The following is a 19,957-nucleotide window of genomic DNA, read 5'->3' on the forward strand; positions in this document are numbered from 1 at the left end:
CAGGGAGGTCAATAACAATCATGAAAGACGCCACCATCGCGCTGCACCACGGTTTCAAGTCGGACCCGACCACCAAGGCCGTCGCCGTGCCGATCTACCAGAACGTCGCCTTCGAATTCGATAACGCCCAACACGGCGCCGACCTGTTCAACCTGGACGTACCCGGCAATATCTACACGCGCATCATGAACCCCACCAACGATGTGCTGGAGCAGCGCATTGCCGCCCTTGAAGGTGGTATCGCGGCGCTGGCAGTCTCGGCCGGCAGCGCGGCGATTCACTATGCCATCCAGACCTTGACCCGTGCGGGTGACAATATCGTCACCACACCGCAACTCTACGGTGGCACCTACACGCTGTTCGCCCACCTGCTGCCGAGCTTTGGCGTGGAGGTGCGTTTCGCCCGGGACGACAGCGCCGCCGCCATCGCCGAACTGATCGACGACGACACCAAGCTGGTGTACTGCGAAAGCATCGGCAACCCGGCGGGCAATATCATCGACATCGAAGCCCTGGCCGACGTCGCCCATGCCCGCGGCGTGCCGCTGGTAGTGGACAACACCGTGGCCACGCCGATCCTGTGCAAGCCGATCCAGTTCGGCGCCGACATCGTGGTGCACTCGGTGACCAAGTACGTCGGCGGCCATGGCAACTCCCTGGGCGGTGTAATTGTCGACAGTGGCACGTTCCCGTGGACGAAATACGCGGATAAATTCCCCGGCCTCAACCAGCCCGAGCCGGCCTATCACGGCGTGGTCTATACCGAAAAATTCGGCCCCGCCGCCTTCATCGCCCGTGCCCGCACCGTGCCACTGCGCAACACCGGTGCAGCGTTGGCGCCGATGAATGCCTTCCTGTTGCTGCAAGGCCTGGAAACACTGGCATTGCGCATGGAGCGCCACACCGAAAACGCCCTGAAAATCGCGCAATTCCTGCAAGGCCATGCCGAGGTGGAGTGGGTCAGCTACGCCGGCCTGCCGGACCACCCGCACCACGCATTGGCGCAGAAATACATGCAGGGCAAACCGTCGGCGATCCTGTCCTTCGGTTTGAAAGGCGGCTTTGATGCCGGTGTGCGCTTCTACGACGCCCTGCAAATCTTCAAGCGCCTGGTCAACATCGGCGACGCCAAGTCCCTGGCCTGCCACCCGGCTTCCACCACTCACCGACAGATGAACGAGCAGGAACAGGCCAAGGCCGGCGTAAAGCCGGAAATGATTCGCCTGTCGGTGGGTATCGAAGCGGTCGAAGACCTGATCGACGACCTGCAACAGGCGCTGGCCTCAACTCAACTCTGAGTCCAGGTAGCCCGCCAGCGCTTCAGCGCTGATGTCCGTACTGCGCGCGAAGTAGGCGACCTTGTGCCGCAAGGTCGCCGGCGTAAAAGCGGCATACAGGTCGGGGCGCTGCTCTTCCAGCCACTGCAGCAGGTTGTCGATCAGGGTCTGCGGCGACTGCGCGGCCAAGTGCGCCAATAACGCGTCAGGCACGCGCCACCAAGGGCTGGCCTTGGCCGCAGTGACCGATGGCGTCGCCACGCTCAACGGCTGGCCATTGATCAGATAGCGCTGGAACACGGGCAGTACTGCGCCGATTTCATCGTCCAGTTTCTGCACAATCGGCAGAAACTGGGCGCCATCCCAGAAGCGCAGGAACACGCTCCGCTCATCGGGAAGCACTATCTTGGTCAGGCCTTGCAGGTGAGCAACGACGACTTCCAGCGGACTGGACGATACCGCCAGCCAACCCCAGTCCGAGGCTTCAGTGGTTGCGATCCAATCGAGGAAGGCACTGTCGGGCTCGACAACCGCTGCGTAGGGCATCACCTCATCCCACCCGGCATAGGCCGTACCTGCCCAGAGCGCTTGAGGCAACATCCCGCCGGCCGAGACTTGCCACGCAGCCAGCGGCTTCGCGTCGCTGGCACTGCTCAGTACCACGTAAAGCCGCTCATTGGGGAGTAGAGGGCATTGTGCCAGCCAGTCATCGGGGCTCAAGGGTTGGGACATCAGGGTAAATTCCTTTTAAGGTTGAATGGAATGGGAGAGCGCACTGCCCGTCACTGCAGCGTTGGCACTCTTCACAAAACGGCGCGCTCCGTTTCAGGCTGGCGACCTGTATCCGGCTCAGCGGTGCAGGTATAACCGCCAGCAACGCCGCTTTCACCCCAGGCATCAATGGCGACGCCGCCGGAGCAGGCGCGCCTCCCAGTTGAATGGGCGTGCTGCTGAAAATCCCCTCTGCCGACAGCGTGATCGACTGCCCACTGGCCTGGATTGTCACGCTCGCGCCCGCATCAATGACAACACTCTGCCCGGCACCCATCCGGATGGCCCGCCCGGCCCGCATCTGCTGCGAACCGCCGACCACCAGATGGTCGTCCTGCTTGAGTTCCGTCAAACGGTTGCCATGGGTGATGCGCTGCTCTTCGCCGTGTACTTCATGGTGCGACTCACCGCCCACCCTGATGCGGCGCTGATGGTCGATCTGCACCTGCTGGTCATGCAGCACATGCTGGGTCCAATCCCGCTGGGCGCGCAGGTAGATCTCCTCGGCGCCCTTGCGGTCTTCGATGCGCAGTTCGTTGTAGCCACCGCCACCGGGGCTGCTCTGGCTACGGAAGATACTGCGGGTCTTGTCTGCCGGCAGGTCGAGGGGGACCGGGGTCGCCGCGTTCGGCAGGCAGGCCATCACCAGCGGCATGTCCATATCCCCATTGGCGAACCCCACCAGTACTTCCATGCCCACTCGCGGGATAAGTACCGAGCCATAGCGGTCATGGGCCCAACCGCTGGCCACCCGCAGCCAGCAGCTGGAATGATCGTCATGCGCCCCAGCGCGATCCCAGGCCAACTGCACCTTGACCCGGCCGTATTCGTCGCAGTGGATTTCACTGTCGACGGGGCCGGTGACCACCGCGCTTTGATAACCCGACAACGCCGGCCGCGCCTGCTCCGGCAAGGGCGGGCGGAAGATCACGTCCCACGGAGTCGCCACACATTCATTGCGATACCCCTGAAGAAAATCTCCACCGCCAACCTCGGTGACAGCCTCCTCCAGAACCTGGGGCTGCCTGCCTTCGTGGGTCACTTGCGTCACCAGCCACACGTCATTCCATTCGTCCCGCGGATGCCCGGTCAACTTGAAGAACCGGCCGCTGCTCAATGCAGGGTCATCGCCGCTGGCACGGGCTATTCGATAGTCGCTACGGTGCCGCTCCAGGCCACGTTGCGCGAGATACTTGCCGTGGGGGCGATCGGAAAAGTGACCGGGGTAGGCCTGCGCCTCAAACCGTGGAAGCTGTTCGCCGACCACGCCACTCTCCAGCACCAGGCTCGGCTTGAGAAAGTCGTAGTCACGCAGGTTGACCGCGGTGGTGCGGGTTTCCAACCGCAGCGCAAAGCGCTTGATGGCCGGCGTATCCGCCACCATCCCGGAGCCCGGCATGTAGGGCGTAGGCTGATCTGGCGAGGCGAAAACGGTCTGGTCATCGCCAAACACCAGCAGGTGTCCTTCGGGCGAATGCTGGAAGTGGTAGTGAATCCCCTGCTCGGCGCATAGGCGCTGAATGAAGGCCAGGTCGCTCTCGCCAAACTGCACGCAATACTCGCGTTCGGGATAGGCACCACTGAGGTGAAATTCGAATTGGTCGGCATGGAGCCGCTGCTCCGCCAGCACCTGCGCAATGATCTGCGGCACCGTCTTGTGCTGGAAGATCCGCTGGTGACTGCTGTGCGCGAGATAGGCCAACTGCGGCACAAGGCTGATCTGGTAACGCGTCAGCCGCCGCCCGGAATCGCCCTGCGCGACCCGATAAACCAGGCCGTGGACACCACGGCCGTGAGCGTCGAAGCCCAGGTATGCCGGGCGATGCAGCAGGCTTTCCAGGTCCAGGTCGGGCTGTTCGCTGACCAGTTCAAGATCAAAACGATACGGCTGGCTGATGGCTTCGCTACCCCGGAACTCAAACACCTTGAGTTCACTCGACACACCGTCGAGGGTCAGGGTAAAGGCACTTTGATTGGCAGGAGCGAACATCCGGTGTTTCTCTGCGAGGGGTAGGCGGGAGATTCTGCACCACTGCCTCACCCTGCCGGGCACAGCCCAAATAAATCAGTAAAACCCTACATGTGTACGTAGGAGTCCTACTCAGTCCAGCTCGAATCGCACGCAAAAAAAGACCCGCCATCCTTAGGACGCGGGCCTTCTTTTAATTCATCGAGCGCTCAGCGCCCGGCAAATCACTTGTTGAGGTTGTAGTCTTTTTCCGCCGCATCAAAGCGCTCGACCATACCGGCTGTCGGTGCGCCCAGCTTGCTCACGACGTAGATCGCCAGGCTGGCGAAGATGAAGCCTGGGATGATTTCGTACAGGCCCAGCAGTTCGAAGTGCTTCCACACGATCACGGTGATCGCGCCGACCAGGATCCCGGCCAGTGCGCCGTTGCGGGTCATGTTCTTCCAGATCACCGAGATCAGCACCACAGGGCCGAACGCAGCACCGAAACCGGCCCAGGCGTAGCTCACCAGGCCCAGGACGCGGTTGTTCGGGTTGGCGGCCATGGCGATAGCGATCAAGGCCACCAGCAGTACCATCAGGCGGCCGACCCACACCAGTTCAAGCTGGGAAGCGCTTTTGCGCAGGAAGGTCTTGTAGAAGTCTTCGGTCAGGGCGCTGGAGCACACCAGCAACTGGCAGCTGAGGGTGCTCATGACCGCAGCCAGGATGGCCGACAGCAGTACGCCCGCGATCCATGGGTTGAACAGCAACTTGGCCAGTTCGATGAACACGCGTTCATGGTTCTCGTTGACCGGGCCCGCCACTTCCGGGTGCGCCGAGAAGTAGGCGATGCCGAAGAAGCCCACAGCCACGGTGCCGCCCAGGCACAGGATCATCCAGGTCATGGAGATGCGACGCGCGTTGGCGATCGACTTCACCGAATCCGCCGCCATGAAGCGCGCGAGGATGTGTGGCTGGCCGAAGTAACCCAGGCCCCAGCCCATCAGCGAGATGATGCCGATGAAGGTGGTGTTTTTCAGCATGTTGAAGTTGTCGGGATTCTTGGCTTCGATAGCCAGGAAGGTGGTGTCGACGCCACCGGTGGCCAGCAGCACGATGATCGGCGTGAGGATCAGCGCGAAAATCATCAGCGTGGCTTGTACGGTGTCGGTCCAGCTGACGGCCAGGAAACCACCCACGAAGGTGTAGGCAATCGTCGCCGCAGCGCCGGCCCACAGCGCGGTCTCGTAGGACATGCCGAAGGTGCTTTCGAACAGGCGGGCACCGGCCACGATGCCGGACGCGCAGTAGATGGTGAAGAACACCAGGATCACGACCGCAGAGATGATCCGCAGCAGGCCGCTTTTATCTTCGAAACGGCTGGAGAAGTAGTCCGGCAGGGTCAGAGCGTCGCCGTTGTGCTCGGTCTGTACCCGCAGGCGACCGGCCACGAACAGCCAGTTGAGGTAGGCACCGACGATCAGGCCGATGGCGATCCAGCTTTCCGACAGGCCGGACATGTAGATCGCGCCCGGCAGGCCCATCAACAACCAGCCGCTCATGTCGGAAGCACCGGCTGACAAGGCAGTCACCACGCTCCCGAGGCTGCGACCGCCAAGGATGTAATCGGAAAGGTTGTTGGTGGAGCGATAGGCCATGAAGCCGATCAGCACCATTGCTGCGATGTAGATCACGAACGTGATCAGGGTTGGATTACTAACGCTCATAGGAGTGACGCCCTGGCTTTGTTTTTATGTAGCGGCGGTCTGTCAGACGGCCACCTACTGGAAGTAGGTAAACGTAACTGCGTGCCGCGCATTTATGACTGACGTTTCCCCAGGAAAGCCGCCAGCCGATGAACCAAACCCTAAAGCCGGTTGCACCTTGGGCGCGAATGCTATTCAACAAAGCAAATAAGGTGCAACCAGTTTCTTGGGAATAAGTTGCACCCAAGTGTAAAACACGCAAAACGCCCCTTTTTTGCTCCTTTTCGGAGCAAGAACAGCCGATCTCAGAAGCAAATGCACCAAGCCGAAGCGGATTCCGTCGCCGGCCAATTTTTTTCCGATCAAGCGACGAAAAATTCATCGACAAAATGGGTTGCACCCGGTTGCACCTCTCCCTGAGCAAAGCTAATCTTGCCGCCAGCTGATGCCACTCGGTAGTGGCACCCATGAGGATAAGAAAATGGCTACGACCACCCTTGGGGTCAAACTCGACGACCCGACCCGCGAACGCCTCAAGGCGGCCGCGACCTCCATTGATCGCACGCCGCACTGGCTGATCAAGCAGGCGATTTTCAATTACCTGGAGAAACTCGAGGGTGGTGCAACCCTGACCGAGCTCAACGGCTTGAGCAGCAAGGACGCTGACGACGCAGGCGAAGTCCAGAGCGACCACGCCCACCAGTGCTTCCTTGAGTTCGCCGAGAGCATCCTGCCGCAATCCGTACTGCGCGCTTCGATCACCGCCGCTTACCGTCGCCCCGAGCCGGAAGTGGTGCCGATGCTGATCGAACAGGCCCGCCTGCCGGTGCAAATGGCCGAAGCCACCAACAAGCTCGCCGCTTCGATTGCGGAAAAATTGCGCAATCAGAAGAGTGCCGGCGGCCGTGCCGGGATTGTCCAGGGCCTGCTGCAGGAATTCTCGCTGTCGTCCCAGGAAGGCGTAGCCCTGATGTGCCTGGCCGAAGCACTGCTGCGGATCCCGGACAAAGGCACCCGCGACGCGCTGATCCGCGACAAGATCAGCACCGGCAACTGGCATCCGCACCTGGGCAACAGCCCGTCGCTGTTCGTCAACGCCGCTACCTGGGGCCTGCTGCTGACCGGCAAACTGGTCGCTACCCATAACGAAGCCGGCCTCACCTCATCCCTGAGCCGCATCATCGGCAAGAGCGGCGAGCCAATGATCCGCAAGGGCGTCGACATGGCCATGCGCCTGATGGGCGAGCAGTTCGTGACCGGCGAAACCATCGCCGAAGCCCTGGCCAACGCGAGCAAATTCGAAGCCAAGGGTTTCCGCTATTCCTACGACATGCTCGGTGAAGCCGCCCTCACCGAACACGACGCGCAGAAATACCTGGCCTCGTACGAGCAAGCCATTCACTCCATCGGCAAAGCCTCCCACGGCCGTGGGATTTATGAAGGCCCGGGCATCTCCATCAAGCTGTCGGCCCTGCACCCGCGTTACAGCCGTGCGCAGTACGAACGTGTGATGGATGAGCTGTACCCGCGCCTGCTGTCCCTGACCCTGCTGGCCAAGCAATACGATATCGGCCTGAACATCGACGCCGAAGAAGCCGACCGTCTGGAACTGTCGCTGGATCTGCTCGAGCGCCTGTGCTTCGAACCGCAGCTGACCGGCTGGAACGGCATTGGCTTCGTGATCCAGGCCTACCAGAAGCGTTGCCCGTATGTGATCGACTACGTCATCGACCTGGCACGCCGCAGCCGCCATCGCCTGATGATCCGCCTGGTAAAAGGCGCGTACTGGGACAGCGAGATCAAGCGCGCCCAGGTCGAAGGCCTGGAAGGCTACCCGGTGTATACCCGCAAGGTGTACACCGACGTTTCCTACATTGCCTGTGCACGCAAGCTGCTGTCGGTACCGGAAGTCATCTACCCGCAGTTCGCTACGCACAACGCCCATACCTTGTCGGCGATTTACCATATCGCCGGTCAGAACTATTACCCCGGCCAGTATGAATTCCAATGCCTGCACGGCATGGGTGAACCGCTGTACGAGCAGGTAGTAGGCAAGGTTTCCGAAGGCAAGCTGAACCGTCCGTGCCGCGTGTACGCACCGGTCGGCACTCACGAAACACTGCTGGCTTACCTGGTGCGTCGCCTGCTGGAAAACGGCGCCAACACCTCGTTCGTCAACCGCATCGCCGACCAGTCCATCTCGATCCAGGAGCTGGTGGCCGATCCAGTGGCCAGCATCGAGCAGATGGCGACGCTGGAAGGCGGCTTCGGCCTGCCGCACCCGCGTATCCCGCTGCCCCGTGACCTGTACGGCAGCGACCGTGCCAACTCGGCCGGTATCGACCTGGCCAACGAACACCGCCTGGCATCGCTGTCCTGCGCCCTGCTGGCCACCGCGCACAACAACTGGAAGGCCGCGCCGATGCTCGGTTGCGCCGCCAGCGATCAAGCGGCGGCACCGGTATTGAACCCGTCCGACCTGCGTGACGTGGTCGGTCACGTGCAAGAAGCCACCGTCGAAGACGTCGACAACGCGATCCAGTGCGCCATCAGCGCCGGCCCGATCTGGCAGGCCACCCCGCCCGCCGAACGCGCCGCGATCCTGGAACGTGCCGCCGACCTGATGGAAGGCGAGATCCAGCCGCTGATGGGCCTGCTGGCCCGCGAAGCCGGCAAGACCTTCGCCAACGCCATCGCCGAAGTACGTGAGGCCGTGGACTTCCTGCGCTACTACGCGGTACAGGCGCGCAACGACTTCACCAATGACGCCCACCGCCCACTGGGTCCGGTGGTGTGCATCAGCCCGTGGAACTTCCCGCTGGCGATTTTCAGTGGGCAAGTGGCTGCCGCACTGGCCGCCGGTAACCCGGTACTGGCCAAGCCAGCCGAACAAACCCCGCTGGTGGCTGCACAAGCCGTGCGCATCCTGCTCGAAGCCGGTATTCCCCAAGGCGTGCTGCAATTGCTGCCGGGCCAGGGTGAAAGCGTCGGTGCGCGCCTGGTGGGTGATGATCGCGTCAAGGGCGTGATGTTCACCGGTTCCACCGAAGTCGCGCGCCTGCTGCAACGCAATGTCGCCGGACGCCTGGATGCCCAGGGCCGTCCGATCCCGCTGATCGCCGAAACCGGCGGCCAGAACGCAATGATCGTCGACTCCTCGGCACTCACCGAACAAGTGGTCATCGACGTGGTGTCCTCGGCCTTCGACAGCGCCGGTCAACGTTGCTCGGCCCTGCGCGTGTTGTGCCTGCAGGAAGATTCGGCAGACCGCGTGATCGAAATGCTCAAGGGCGCCATGGCTGAATGCCGCCTGGGCAACCCGGAACGCCTGTCGGTGGACATCGGCCCGGTGATCGACGCCGAAGCCAAGGCCGGCATCGAGAAACACATCCAGGCCATGCGCGACAAAGGCCGCAATGTGTACCAGGTGGCGATTGCCGACGGTGAAGAAATCAAGCGCGGCACCTTCGTGATGCCCACCCTGATCGAGCTGGAAAGCTTTGACGAACTGCAACGGGAGATCTTTGGCCCGGTGCTGCACGTGGTGCGCTATAAGCGCAAGGAGATCGACCAGCTTATCGGCCAGATCAACGCTTCCGGCTATGGCCTGACCCTCGGCGTGCATACCCGTATCGACGAGACCATCGCCAAGGTGATAGACAACGTCAATGCCGGTAACGTCTACGTCAACCGCAACATCGTCGGTGCCGTGGTCGGCGTGCAGCCGTTCGGCGGCGAAGGCCTGTCGGGCACAGGCCCGAAAGCCGGTGGTCCGCTGTACCTGTACCGCTTGCTGTCGACCCGTCCTACCGATGCGATCGAGCAATCCTTCGTACGTGGCGACAAGCTGGCGGCACCGGACGTACGTCTGCGTGATGCCATGAGCCAACCGCTGACCGCCCTGAAAACCTGGGCCGACAGCAATAAGTTCAGCGAGCTGAGTGCGCTGTGCAGCCAGTTCGCCGCGCAGTCCCAAAGCGGAATCACCCGTCAGTTGGCCGGCCCGACCGGCGAGCGCAACAGCTACGCCATCCTGCCCCGCGAGCACGTACTGTGCCTGGCGGACGTGGAAGGCGATCTGTTGACTCAACTGGCGGCGGTATTGGCCGTCGGCGGTTCGGCGGTGTGGCCGGAAACCGACCTGACCAAGGCCGTGTTCCCACGCCTGCCGAAGGAGATTCAGGCGAAAATCAAGCGCGTGGCCGACTGGACCAAGGACGAGGTGGTGTTTGACGCCGTCCTGCACCACGGCGATTCCGACCAACTGCGTGGGGTGTGCCAGCAAGTGGCGCAGCGTGGCGGGGCGATTGTCGGGGTACATGGTTTGTCTCAGGGCGAAACATCCATTGCCTTGGAGCGCCTGGTGATCGAGCGTGCGTTGAGCGTTAACACCGCGGCTGCCGGCGGTAATGCCAGCCTGATGACCATCGGCTAACTGAATGTGGGAGGGGGCTTGCCCCCTCCCACATTTGATCACATTTCAATTCCCCTCCCCGCGTTCTGCCTCTTCATCACCCAGATCAATCTTGCTATCCAGTCTTTATTCGCGCACTTAGACTCAGGCCAATTCCTCCAAAGGTAAGCCGCCATGTCCGAGACGCTGCTCAGTTCCCGCAATCTGGCTTTCGAGCTGTACGAAGTCCTCGATGCCGAGGGCCTGACCCAGCGCGAGCGGTTTGCCGAGCACAATCGCGAAACGTTCGATGCCGCGATCAGCACGGCGCGCAGCATCGCCGAAAAGCACTTCGCCCCCCACAACCGTAAGAACGACGAAAACGAACCGCGCTACGAAAACGGCGCAGCCATCCTGATTCCGGAAGTCAAACCGGCGGTGGATGCGTTCCTGGAAGCCGGCTTCCTCAATGCGGCCCGCAGCTTCGAAGCCGGTGGCATGCAGTTGCCGACCCTGCTGTCCCAGGCCTGCTTCGCTCACTTCCAATCCGCCAACGCGGCCTCGACGTCCTACCCGTTCCTGACCATGGGCGCCGCCAACCTGATCGAAAGCTTCGGCACCGAGGAGCAAAAACAGCGCTTCCTGCAACCGATGATCGAAGGCCGCTTCTTCGGCACCATGGCCCTGACCGAGCCCCACGCCGGCTCATCGCTGTCGGATATTCGTACCCGCGCCGAGCCCGCGGCTGACGGCAGCTATCGCCTCAAAGGCAACAAGATCTTCATCTCCGGCGGCGACCACCCGCTGTCGGAAAACATCGTGCACATGGTGCTGGCCAAGCTGCCGGACGCGCCCGCTGGGGTGAAGGGCATTTCGCTGTTTATCGTGCCCAAGTTCCTGGTCAACGACGACGGCAGCCTCGGCGCGCGCAACGACGTGCTGCTGGCCGGGCTGTTTCATAAGATGGGCTGGCGTGGCACCACGTCCACGGCACTGAATTTCGGCGATAACGGCAACTGCGTCGGCTATCTGGTGGGTAAACCGCACCAAGGCCTGAGCTGCATGTTCCAGATGATGAACGAGGCACGCATCGGTGTCGGCATGGGCGCGGTGATGCTCGGTTACGCCGGCTATCTCTATTCGCTGGAATACGCCCGCGAACGCCCGCAAGGCCGCTTGCCCGACAGCAAGGACCCAGGCACCGCGCCGGTCTCGATCATCCAGCACGCCGATATCAAGCGCATGCTGCTGACGCAAAAAGCCTACGTCGAAGGTGCCTTTGACCTGGGCCTGTACGCCGCGCGGCTGTTCGATGACACCACCACACTGGAAACCGAGGCCGAACGCAAACAGGCCCATGAACTGCTGGACCTGCTCACCCCCATCGTCAAATCCTGGCCCTCGGAGTTCTGCCTCAAGGCCAACGAACTGGCGATCCAGATCCTCGGCGGCCACGGTTATACCCGCGAATACCCGGTGGAGCAGTACTACCGCGACAACCGCCTGAACCCGATCCACGAGGGCACCCATGGCATCCAGTCCCTGGACCTGCTGGGGCGCAAGCTGGCGCAGAACGGCGGCGCGGGCCTGAAGCAACTGATCCGGCTGATCGCCGACACGGGCGCACGGGCACAGGAATATCCAGGCCTGACGGCATTGAGAGAGCCGCTGGAGCACCTGGTCAGCCGCCTGCAAAGCGTGACCATCGGCCTGCTGACGGATCTCGCCCAGGGCAAGGTCAACAGCAGCCTGGCGAACTCGGCGCTGTACCTGAAGGTATTCGGACATACGGTGATTGGCTGGCGCTGGCTGGAACAGGCGATTCGCGCCGAAGAAGGGCTGACCAAGGGCAATGGGGCCGATGTCGCCTTCTATAAAGGCAAGCTCCAGGCCGCCCGGTACTTCCTGACTTGGGAGATTCCGGGCTGCCATCATGAACTGGTGATTCTGGAGGCACGGGATGATACGTGCCTGGGGATGCAGGATGAGTGGTTCTAGGGCTGGATCGCCTTGGAAATCACCTCGACCGTGGCGCTGACTTGCTCTTGGTAACGGTCGAGTTCCTGCTGGTGAGCCTGCTGCATTTCGATCTGCTCGGCGCACAGGTTCAGCGCCGCCAGCACCAGTAGCTTGTCACCGATCAGGGTCGGGTACTTTTTCTTGGTGGTGGCCAGGGAGGCCTTGAGCATGGTCACGGCGTGCATCAGAGTTTTATCTTCCCCGGCCGGGGCCTTGATCGAGTAATCCTCTCCGAGAATCGAAACGACCTTTATCCCTTCATTCATGCGCTGACAGGGCCTGCGCTCACGCGCTCAACCAGCGCCTGGATCCGGGCTGCGGTGGCGCCGTGCTTTTCTTCCTGCTCCATCAGGTTCAGTTGCAGGCTGTCGTTCTCATCCTTGGCGCGAGCCAGTTCGGCCTTGAGGGATTCGTTGCTGCCCAGTAGCTCCTGATTCTGCTGTACCAGGTCGCTGACCAGTTGTTCCAGTTGGCTGAGGGATGCTTCTAACATTTTGATTTCTCGGGCTTTTTCAAAGGGCGGTGACGATAAAGAAAATTCACCTCGGATGCCAGGGTTATCCCTGGCGCGCAGCCCGTTTTCAAGGGCCGGGCCACGCTTTCGAGCCTTAGTGACTGCATTTCCCCCATCTGGTTCCTGAATCCGCGCAACCCCTCGTCAGATGCGACAAAAACGCACAGCCCCCTCTAGACTTTAGTCGTACGCCCGATAGAGAGGCACACCCCGTCTCATGACCGCACGGATTGCGCCTCTCCCAGGATTTCCGCATGTCGCTTCGTAATATGAATATCGCTCCGAGGGCCTTCCTCGGCTTCGCGTTTATTGGCGCGTTGATGTTGTTTCTAGGCGTGTTCGCCCTGAACCAGATGAGCAAGATCCGTGGCGCCACCGAAGACATCACCTTGTCCAGCGTGCCAAGCATCCGCGCCCTGGATGAGTTCACCCAACTGACCCTGCGCCTGCGCGTGTTGTCTTATCGCTTGCTGACCAACCGCGAGCCGGATGTGCAGCAAAAGACCCTGGAAGCCTTCGAACTGCGCAACCAGCAGATCCGCACCGCCCAGGGCGTCTACGAGAAACTGATCGAAAGCAGCGAAGAACGTAGCACCTACAACGAATATGTAAGCCTGCTGGGCCAGTACCATCAGATTGAAGAGCGCATGAAGAGCCTGTCACGGGCCAACCAGGTGGATGAGCTGCGCAGCCTGCTTAACACCGAATTGCTGAGCAACTCCGAGCAGGTCAACGCCGTGCTGACGCGCCTGCTGGACCTCAATAACAAGATGGCCCTGGCCACCAATCAGGAGGCCGAAGACCAGTACAACGCGGCCTTCAACCTGGTCGTGGGCCTGCTGGTGATCGCCACGCTGCTGACCCTGCTGTTTGCCTGGCTGCTGACCCGCAGCATCACCCTGCCGATTTCACAGGCACTGGAAGCGGCGGAAGAAGTCGCCGAAGGCAACCTGACACGGCCGATCAAAGTCGACGGCAACGATGAAGCCGGGCGCCTGCTCGCCGCCATGGCCAAGATGCAGGACAAACTGCGCGACACCCTGCAACGCATCGCGGGTTCCGCCACCCAACTGGCTTCCGCCGCCGAGGAACTGAACGCCGTCACCGACGAAAGTGCCCGTGGCCTGACCCGGCAAAACAACGAAATCGAGCAAGCCGCCACCGCCGTCAACGAGATGACCAGCGCCGTGGAAGAAGTCGCACGCAATGCGGTGAGCACCTCGGAAGCCTCGCGCAACGCCACCACGTCTGCTGGCGACGGCCGCGACCTGGTGCAGGAAACCGTCAGCGCCATCGAGCGCATGAGCGGCGATGTGCAGGCTACCGCCACCCTGATCGGCGAACTGGCCAATGAGTCGCGCGATATCGGCAAAGTGCTGGACGTGATTCGCGGCCTGGCCGACCAGACCAATTTGCTGGCCCTGAACGCGGCGATTGAAGCCGCACGCGCCGGTGAAGCCGGTCGCGGGTTCGCGGTGGTCGCCGATGAAGTGCGGGCCCTGGCCCATCGCACCCAGCAGTCCACCAGCGAGATCGAGCGGATGATCGGCAGTATCCAGGCCGGCACCGAGCACGCGGTGGACTCGATGCGCAACAGTACCGAACGGGCGGAGTCGACGCTGAACATCGCCAAAGGCGCCGGGATGTCGCTGGACACCATCAACACGGCGATTGTCGAGATCAACGAGCGCAACCTGGTGATCGCCAGCGCGGCGGAAGAACAGGCGCAGGTGGCGCGGGAAGTGGACCGCAACCTGGTGAACATTCGTGATCTGTCGGTGCAATCCGCTACGGGCGCCAGTCAGACCAGCGCCGCGAGCAGCGAATTGTCACGCCTGGCGGTAGACCTGAACGGGATGGTAGGCCGCTTCCGCCTCTAACGCCCTGCACTGGCTTGAAATGTGGGAGGGGGCTTGCTCCCGATAGCGGTGGATCAGTTAAAGACAAGCTGACTGACATACCGCCATCGGGGGCAAGCCCCCTCCCACATTCAGATCTGCGCCCGACGTTAAAAGCTTTTTGACAGCACCGCAATTCAACAGGTTAGAATCCCTGGCACGCAGACTGCATGGTCAGTTTGCGTCCCGTCTTGTTTGCCCATGGAGTACTGCCTTTGAATGCGACGACCATCAACAGCCTGTTCTTGATCGGCGCGTTGCTGGTGAGTGCGAGCATTCTGGTGAGTTCTCTTTCCTCGCGCCTGGGTATCCCGATCCTGGTGATCATCCTGGCCGTGGGCATGGTGGCCGGCGTCGATGGCGGCGGCATCATTTTCGACAATTACCCGACTGCCTACCTGGTGGGCAACCTCGCGCTGGCAGTGATCCTGCTCGACGGCGGTTTGCGTACACGGGTGGCGAGTTTCCGCGTGGCACTCTGGCCGGCATTGTCCCTGGCCACCGTGGGGGTGTTGATTACCACCGGCCTCACCGGCATGGCGGCGGCCTGGCTGTTTGACCTGAATATTATCCAGGGCCTGCTGATCGGTGCGATTGTCGGCTCGACCGACGCCGCAGCGGTGTTCTCGCTGCTGGGCGGCAAGGGCCTGAACGAACGGGTGACCGCCAGCCTCGAGATCGAATCCGGCAGTAACGACCCGATGGCGGTGTTCCTCACCGTCACCCTGATCGACATGCTCGCCAGCGGCCAGACCGGCCTGCACTGGAGCCTGCTGACCCACCTGGTGCGCGAGTTCGGCATCGGTGGCATCGTCGGCCTCGGCGGCGGCTGGCTGATGCTGCAGATGGTCAACCGCATCAACCTGGCCACCGGCCTGTACCCGATCCTGGTGATCGCCGGCGGCCTGTTCGTGTTCGCCCTGACCAACGCCTTCCATGGCAGCGGCTTCCTCGCCGTGTACCTGTGCGGCCTGGTGATCGGCAATCGCCCGGTGCGTAGCCGTCATGGCATTTTGCATATGCTCGACGGCATGGCCTGGCTCGCGCAGATCGGTATGTTCCTGGTGCTGGGCCTGCTGGTCACGCCCCATGATTTGCTGCCGATTGCCCTGCCGGCCCTGGGCCTGGCGCTGTGGATGATCCTGTTTGCGCGGCCGCTGTCGGTGATGGTCGGCCTGCTGCCGTTCAAAGCCTTCCATGGCCGCGAAAAGGCCTTTATCGCCTGGGTCGGCCTGCGCGGCGCGGTGCCGATCATCCTGGCAGTGTTCCCGTTGATGGCCGGCCTGCCCCATGCGCAGCTGTACTTCAACCTGGCGTTCTTTATCGTGCTGGTGTCGCTGCTGGTACAGGGCACCAGCCTGCCGTGGGTGGCCAAGCTGCTCAAAGTGACCGTTCCGCCGGACCCGGCGCCGATCTCCCGCGCAGCCCTGGAAGTGCACGTCACCAGCGAGTGGGAGCTGTTCGTCTACCGCCTCGGCGCAGAAAAATGGTGCATCGGCGCGGCCCTGCGTGAGCTGAAAATGCCCGAAGGCACGCGCATCGCGGCCCTGTTCCGTGGCCAGCAACTGCTCCATCCGTCGGGTAGTACGGTGCTGGAAGTCGGCGATCTGCTCTGTGTGATCGGCCATGAACACAACCTGCCGGCCCTGGGCAAACTGTTCAGCCAGGCACCGCAACGCGGCCTCGATTTGCGCTTCTTCGGCGACTTCGTCCTCGAAGGCGACGCCCAGCTGGGCGCGGTTTCGGCGCTGTATGGCCTCAAGCTCGAAGGGATCGACCCGGACATGCCGCTGAGCCGCTTCATCACCCAGAAAGTCGGCGGCGCGCCGGTAGTGGGCGACCAGGTGGAGTGGAACAACACCATCTGGACCGTCGCGGTCATGGACGGGAACAAGATTGGCAAAGTCGGCGTCAGATTCCCCGAAGGAAGTCGCCCGGGCCCCGGACTCTTCCTCTAAACTGCGGGGCGACAGCACGCCCCCGATTCTTCACCTTGCTCGATCGGTCTCTATGCCAACCCTGCGCACTTTTCTCGCCACTGCCCTGCTGGGCCTGACCCTTTGTGTCGGCAGCGTCTACGCCGCCGACCCGCCCAGCGCCGACGCCATCCAGCAAACCCTGGACAAGCTGCCGGATCGCAAACTGCCCGACGCCGACATGAAGGCGCTGCAGTCGATCCTGCAACAGACCCTGACCTACCTGGGCAACAAGCAGGATTACGAGCAGCGCCTGGTCGACCTCAAGCGCCAGCTGGAAGACGCGCCGCGCCAGACCAGCGAGAACCAGCGCGAACTGACCCGACTCAAGGCCACCAAGGTCATTCCGGTGGCCCAACGCTACGCCACCCTGCCGGTGCCGCAGCTTGAGCAACTGCTGGTGCAGCGCAGCACCCAGCAAGGCGACCTGCAAAAGGAACTGGCCGACGCCAACAGCCTGACCATCGCCGCCCAGACCCGTCCCGAGCGCGCCCAGACCGAAATCAGCAGCAGCCAGACGCGTATCCAGCAGATCAATGCCACCCTCAAGGCCGGCAAGGACAATGGCAAAGCCCTCAGCGGCGACCAGCGCAACCAACTGAATGCCGAACTGGCCTCCCTGAATGCCCTGATCCCCCTGCGCCGCCAGGAGCTGGCCGGCAACAGCCAGCTGCAGGACCTGGGCAACAGCCAGCACGACCTGATCCAGGAAAAAACCGCGCGCCTGGAACAGGAGATCCAGGACCTGCAAACCCTGATCAACCAGAAGCGCCTGGCCCAGTCCCAGCAGACCGTCACCCAACAGTCCATCGAAGCGCAGAAAGCCGGCGGCAGCAGCCTGCTGGCCACGGAAAGCGCGGCCAACCTGAAGCTGTCCGACTACCTGCTCAAGAGCACCGACCGCCTCAACGACCTGACCCAGAAGAACCTGCAGACCAAGCAACAGCTGGACACCGTGACCCAGAGCGATTCGGCCCTGGACGAGCAGATCAATGTGCTCAAGGGCAGCCTGCTCCTGTCGAAGATTCTGTATAAGCAGAAACAAGCGTTGCCCCGCCTGACGGTGGACCGCGACCTGGCGGACGATATCGCCAACATTCGCCTGTACCAGTTCGAGGTCAACCAACAGCGCGAGCTGATCAGCTCCCCCAGCACCTATGTGGATAACCTGCTGGCCAACCAGCCGCCGGCCGACGTCACCCCGCAACTGCGGCGCACCCTGCTGGAACTGGCGATCACCCGCAGCGACCTGCTGGAGCGCCTGAGCCGCGAGCTGAGCGCGCTGCTCAACGAATCCATCACCCTGCAACTGAACCAGAAACAACTGCTCAGCACCGCCACCACCCTGCGCGCGACGCTCGATGAACAGATGTTCTGGATCCCCAGCAACAAGCCGCTGGACACCGAGTGGCTGGAAACCGTGCCGGCGCACCTGAGCAAGCAGGTCACCACCCTGCCCTGGGCCTCCAGCGTCAGCGAGCTGTACGACGGCCTGACCCAGCGTCCGCTGCTGTTTTTGCCGTTGCTGCTGCTGATCGGTGCCCTGTTGTGGCGCCGCAACGCGCTGTACGCGCGCCTGAAAAGAGTCCATCTGGACATCGGCCACTTCAAACGCGACAGCCAATGGCACACGCCCCAGGCGATCCTGGTGAATATCCTGTTGGCGATGCCGGTAGCACTGGGCCTGGCGCTGTGCGGCTACGCACTGCAAATAGATGCCCGCGGACAAAACGCCAACCTCGGCGCGGCCCTGTTGCAGATTGCCCAGGCGTGGCTGGTGTTCTACACCGCCTACCGCATCCTGGCGCCGGGTGGCGTGGCCGAGTTGCACTTCCGCTGGGAAAAGCCCCAGGTCGAATTCCTCCAGGGCTGGGTGCGCAAGCTCGGGCTGGTGGTGCTGGCCCTGGTGGCCGTGGTGGCGATTGCCGAGCATCAACCGGCGGCGCTGGCCGACGACGTGCTGGGCATTGGGGTGGTCCTGACCTGCTACGCCCTGATGGCCTGGCTGCTGGGACGCCTGCTGCTGCACAGCCCGACCCACGAAAAAGCCTCGCTGTTCCGCAAAGCCGTGGGCCTGCTGTTTACCGCCCTGCCTATCGCGCTGTTCATTGCCGTGTGCTTTGGCTACTACTACACCGCCCTCAAGCTCAGCGATCGGCTGATCAACACCCTGTACCTGCTGATGTTCTGGCTGGTCATCGAAGCCACCTTCGTCCGCGGCCTGGGCGTTGCCGCCCGACGCCTGGCCTATTCCCGCGCCCTGGCCAAACGCCAGGCCGCCAAGGAAGCCGGCGAAGGCGAAGCGGTGATCGAAGAGCCGACCCTGGATATCGAACAGGTCAACGAACAATCGATGCGCCTGATCCGCCTGGCGCTGCTCGGCGGCTTTATCGCGGCGCTGTACTGGGTATGGTCGGACCTGATCTCGGTATTTTCCTACCTGGACAACGTCACCCTCTACGAATACACCAGCGGCACCGGTGCCAATATCAGCATGGTGCCGATCAGCATCGGCGACCTGCTCGGCGCGCTGATCATCATCGGCATCACCTTCGCCCTGGCGCGCAACCTGCCCGGCCTGCTGGAAGTGCTGGTGCTGTCCAAGCTGGACCTGGCCCAGGGCAGTGCCTACGCCACGACCACCTTGCTGTCCTACATCATTGCCGGCGTGGGCTTTGTCTCGACCCTGTCCACCCTCGGCGTGAGCTGGGACAAGTTGCAATGGCTGGTGGCCGCGCTGTCGGTGGGGTTGGGCTTCGGCATGCAGGAGATCTTCGCCAACTTTATCTCCGGCATCATGATCCTGTTCGAGCGCCCGGTGCGCATCGGCGACACCATCACCATCGGCAACCTGTCGGGCACGGTGAGCAAGATCCGCATCCGCGCCACCACCATCACCGACTTCGACCGCAAGGACATCATCGTCCCGAACAAGACGTTCATTACCGGGCAACTGATCAACTGGTCCCTGACCGACACCATCACCCGCGTGACCCTCAAGCTGGGCGTGGACTACGGCTCCGACCTGGACCTGGTGAAGGAATTGTTGCTCAAGGCTGCGCGAGAAAACCCAAGGGTGTTGAAGGAACCGGAACCCCATGTGTACTTCCTCAACTTCGGCGAAAGTACGCTGGACCACGAACTGCGCATGCACGTGCGCGACCTCGGTGACCGCAACCCGGTGATCGACGAAGTGAACCGCTTTATCAACCGCGAGTTCAAGAACCACCACATCAACATCTCGTTCCGGCAGATGGAGGTGTACCTGAAAAACCTCCACGGCCAGGAGTACAAGCTGGTGCCGGTGGAGGACGAGAAGAGAACCATCGTCGGACCGACCGAGGCGCCAGATGTGCCGGAGCCGCCGGACGGCAAAGTGGCGGATGCACCCGAGCCACCGCCCAGCAAACTCGACTAAACGCCCTATCCCCAGCAGAATGCTCGGACATTCT

11 protein-coding genes and 1 pseudogene are annotated in these 19,957 nt (G+C 62.2%); 7 read left to right on the plus strand and 5 right to left on the minus strand.

Translation table 11 applies throughout. The features are described 5' to 3' along the window. Positions 1–20: 20 nt before the first annotated feature. Entirely contained in the window at positions 21–1,298 is a 1,278-nt protein-coding gene (locus tag FX984_RS28660; protein ID WP_027604963.1) for an O-acetylhomoserine aminocarboxypropyltransferase/cysteine synthase family protein, read from the plus strand. On the opposite strand, the gene FX984_RS28665 is transcribed toward FX984_RS28660, so the two are convergent. From FX984_RS28665 to putP, 3 genes are all read right to left on the minus strand, one after another. Beyond that, the gene (locus tag FX984_RS28665) at positions 1,284–2,009 is read right to left on the minus strand and encodes a DUF4123 domain-containing protein (RefSeq protein WP_027604964.1); all 726 of its coding nucleotides are present in this window, start codon (positions 2,007–2,009) and stop codon (positions 1,284–1,286) included. The genes FX984_RS28660 and FX984_RS28665 overlap by 15 nt on opposite strands. Further along, entirely contained in the window at positions 1,984–4,038 is a 2,055-nt protein-coding gene (locus FX984_RS28670; protein WP_146476839.1) for a type VI secretion system Vgr family protein, read from the minus strand. The genes FX984_RS28665 and FX984_RS28670 overlap by 26 nt, the downstream gene beginning before the upstream one ends. A 203-nt stretch (positions 4,039–4,241) precedes the next feature. Continuing rightward, a complete protein-coding gene (putP, locus tag FX984_RS28675) occupies positions 4,242–5,726 on the minus strand; it encodes a sodium/proline symporter PutP (protein WP_027604965.1) in 1,485 nt (494 codons plus the stop codon). Between the two features lie 460 nt (positions 5,727–6,186). Here putP and putA point away from each other — a divergent pair, with 460 nt between their 5' ends. Together putA and FX984_RS28685 are read left to right on the plus strand one after the other, a co-directional pair. Next, a complete protein-coding gene (gene putA, locus FX984_RS28680; RefSeq protein ID WP_098480497.1) occupies positions 6,187–10,140 on the plus strand; it encodes a trifunctional transcriptional regulator/proline dehydrogenase/L-glutamate gamma-semialdehyde dehydrogenase in 3,954 nt (1,317 codons plus the stop codon). Between the two features lie 153 nt (positions 10,141–10,293). Further along, positions 10,294–12,096, plus strand: a complete 1,803-nt coding sequence (locus tag FX984_RS28685; protein ID WP_098480498.1) for an acyl-CoA dehydrogenase — start codon at positions 10,294–10,296, stop codon at positions 12,094–12,096. Here the strand turns inward: FX984_RS28685 and FX984_RS28690 are convergent. Continuing rightward, the gene (locus FX984_RS28690; RefSeq protein ID WP_017526490.1) at positions 12,093–12,383 is read right to left on the minus strand and encodes a cell division protein ZapA; all 291 of its coding nucleotides are present in this window, start codon (positions 12,381–12,383) and stop codon (positions 12,093–12,095) included. The two genes, FX984_RS28685 and FX984_RS28690, sit on opposite strands and share 4 nt — an antisense overlap. Then, positions 12,380–12,610: a hypothetical protein gene (locus FX984_RS28695; RefSeq protein WP_003187970.1), complete on the minus strand. Its 231-nt coding sequence runs from the start codon at positions 12,608–12,610 to the stop codon at positions 12,380–12,382. Before FX984_RS28695 ends, FX984_RS28690 begins: the two co-directional genes overlap by 4 nt. A gap of 290 nt (positions 12,611–12,900) precedes the next feature. Here FX984_RS28695 and FX984_RS33305 point away from each other — a divergent pair. The 4 genes and pseudogenes from FX984_RS33305 to mscK all read left to right on the plus strand — a co-directional run. Further along, positions 12,901–13,656: pseudogene (locus FX984_RS33305) on the plus strand (MCP four helix bundle domain-containing protein); the annotation flags it as partial. Next, positions 13,648–14,511: a methyl-accepting chemotaxis protein gene (locus FX984_RS33310; protein ID WP_370671258.1), complete on the plus strand. Its 864-nt coding sequence runs from the start codon at positions 13,648–13,650 to the stop codon at positions 14,509–14,511. The pseudogene FX984_RS33305 and the gene FX984_RS33310, both read left to right, overlap by 9 nt. A 233-nt stretch (positions 14,512–14,744) precedes the next feature. Further along, positions 14,745–16,487 (plus strand): potassium/proton antiporter, encoded by a 1,743-nt coding sequence (locus tag FX984_RS28705; protein ID WP_027604969.1) that lies wholly within the window; start codon positions 14,745–14,747, stop codon positions 16,485–16,487. 52 nt (positions 16,488–16,539) lie between these two features. Beyond that, positions 16,540–19,923, plus strand: a complete 3,384-nt coding sequence (gene mscK, locus FX984_RS28710; protein ID WP_027604970.1) for a mechanosensitive channel MscK — start codon at positions 16,540–16,542, stop codon at positions 19,921–19,923. Positions 19,924–19,957 lie beyond the last annotated feature (34 nt).

This window comes from Pseudomonas marginalis, from assembly GCF_008692035.1.
In the GTDB taxonomy this organism is placed as follows: Bacteria; Pseudomonadota; Gammaproteobacteria; order Pseudomonadales; family Pseudomonadaceae; genus Aquipseudomonas; species Aquipseudomonas marginalis.

What these genes read in the sequence shown, in the direction of transcription:
- FX984_RS33310 (WP_370671258.1), top strand. Translation starts at nt 13,648, where the DNA reads ATGCAGGACAAACTGCGCGACACCCTGCAACGCATCGCGGGTTCCGCC.
- FX984_RS28690 (WP_017526490.1), bottom strand. Translation starts at nt 12,383, where the DNA reads ATGAATGAAGGGATAAAGGTCGTTTCGATTCTCGGAGAGGATTACTCG.
- FX984_RS28670 (WP_146476839.1), bottom strand. Translation starts at nt 4,038, where the DNA reads ATGTTCGCTCCTGCCAATCAAAGTGCCTTTACCCTGACCCTCGACGGT.
- mscK (WP_027604970.1), top strand. Translation starts at nt 16,540, where the DNA reads ATGCCAACCCTGCGCACTTTTCTCGCCACTGCCCTGCTGGGCCTGACC.
- FX984_RS28665 (WP_027604964.1), bottom strand. Translation starts at nt 2,009, where the DNA reads ATGTCCCAACCCTTGAGCCCCGATGACTGGCTGGCACAATGCCCTCTA.
- FX984_RS28660 (WP_027604963.1), top strand. Translation starts at nt 21, where the DNA reads ATGAAAGACGCCACCATCGCGCTGCACCACGGTTTCAAGTCGGACCCG.
- putP (WP_027604965.1), bottom strand. Translation starts at nt 5,726, where the DNA reads ATGAGCGTTAGTAATCCAACCCTGATCACGTTCGTGATCTACATCGCA.
- putA (WP_098480497.1), top strand. Translation starts at nt 6,187, where the DNA reads ATGGCTACGACCACCCTTGGGGTCAAACTCGACGACCCGACCCGCGAA.
- FX984_RS28685 (WP_098480498.1), top strand. Translation starts at nt 10,294, where the DNA reads ATGTCCGAGACGCTGCTCAGTTCCCGCAATCTGGCTTTCGAGCTGTAC.
- FX984_RS28695 (WP_003187970.1), bottom strand. Translation starts at nt 12,610, where the DNA reads ATGTTAGAAGCATCCCTCAGCCAACTGGAACAACTGGTCAGCGACCTG.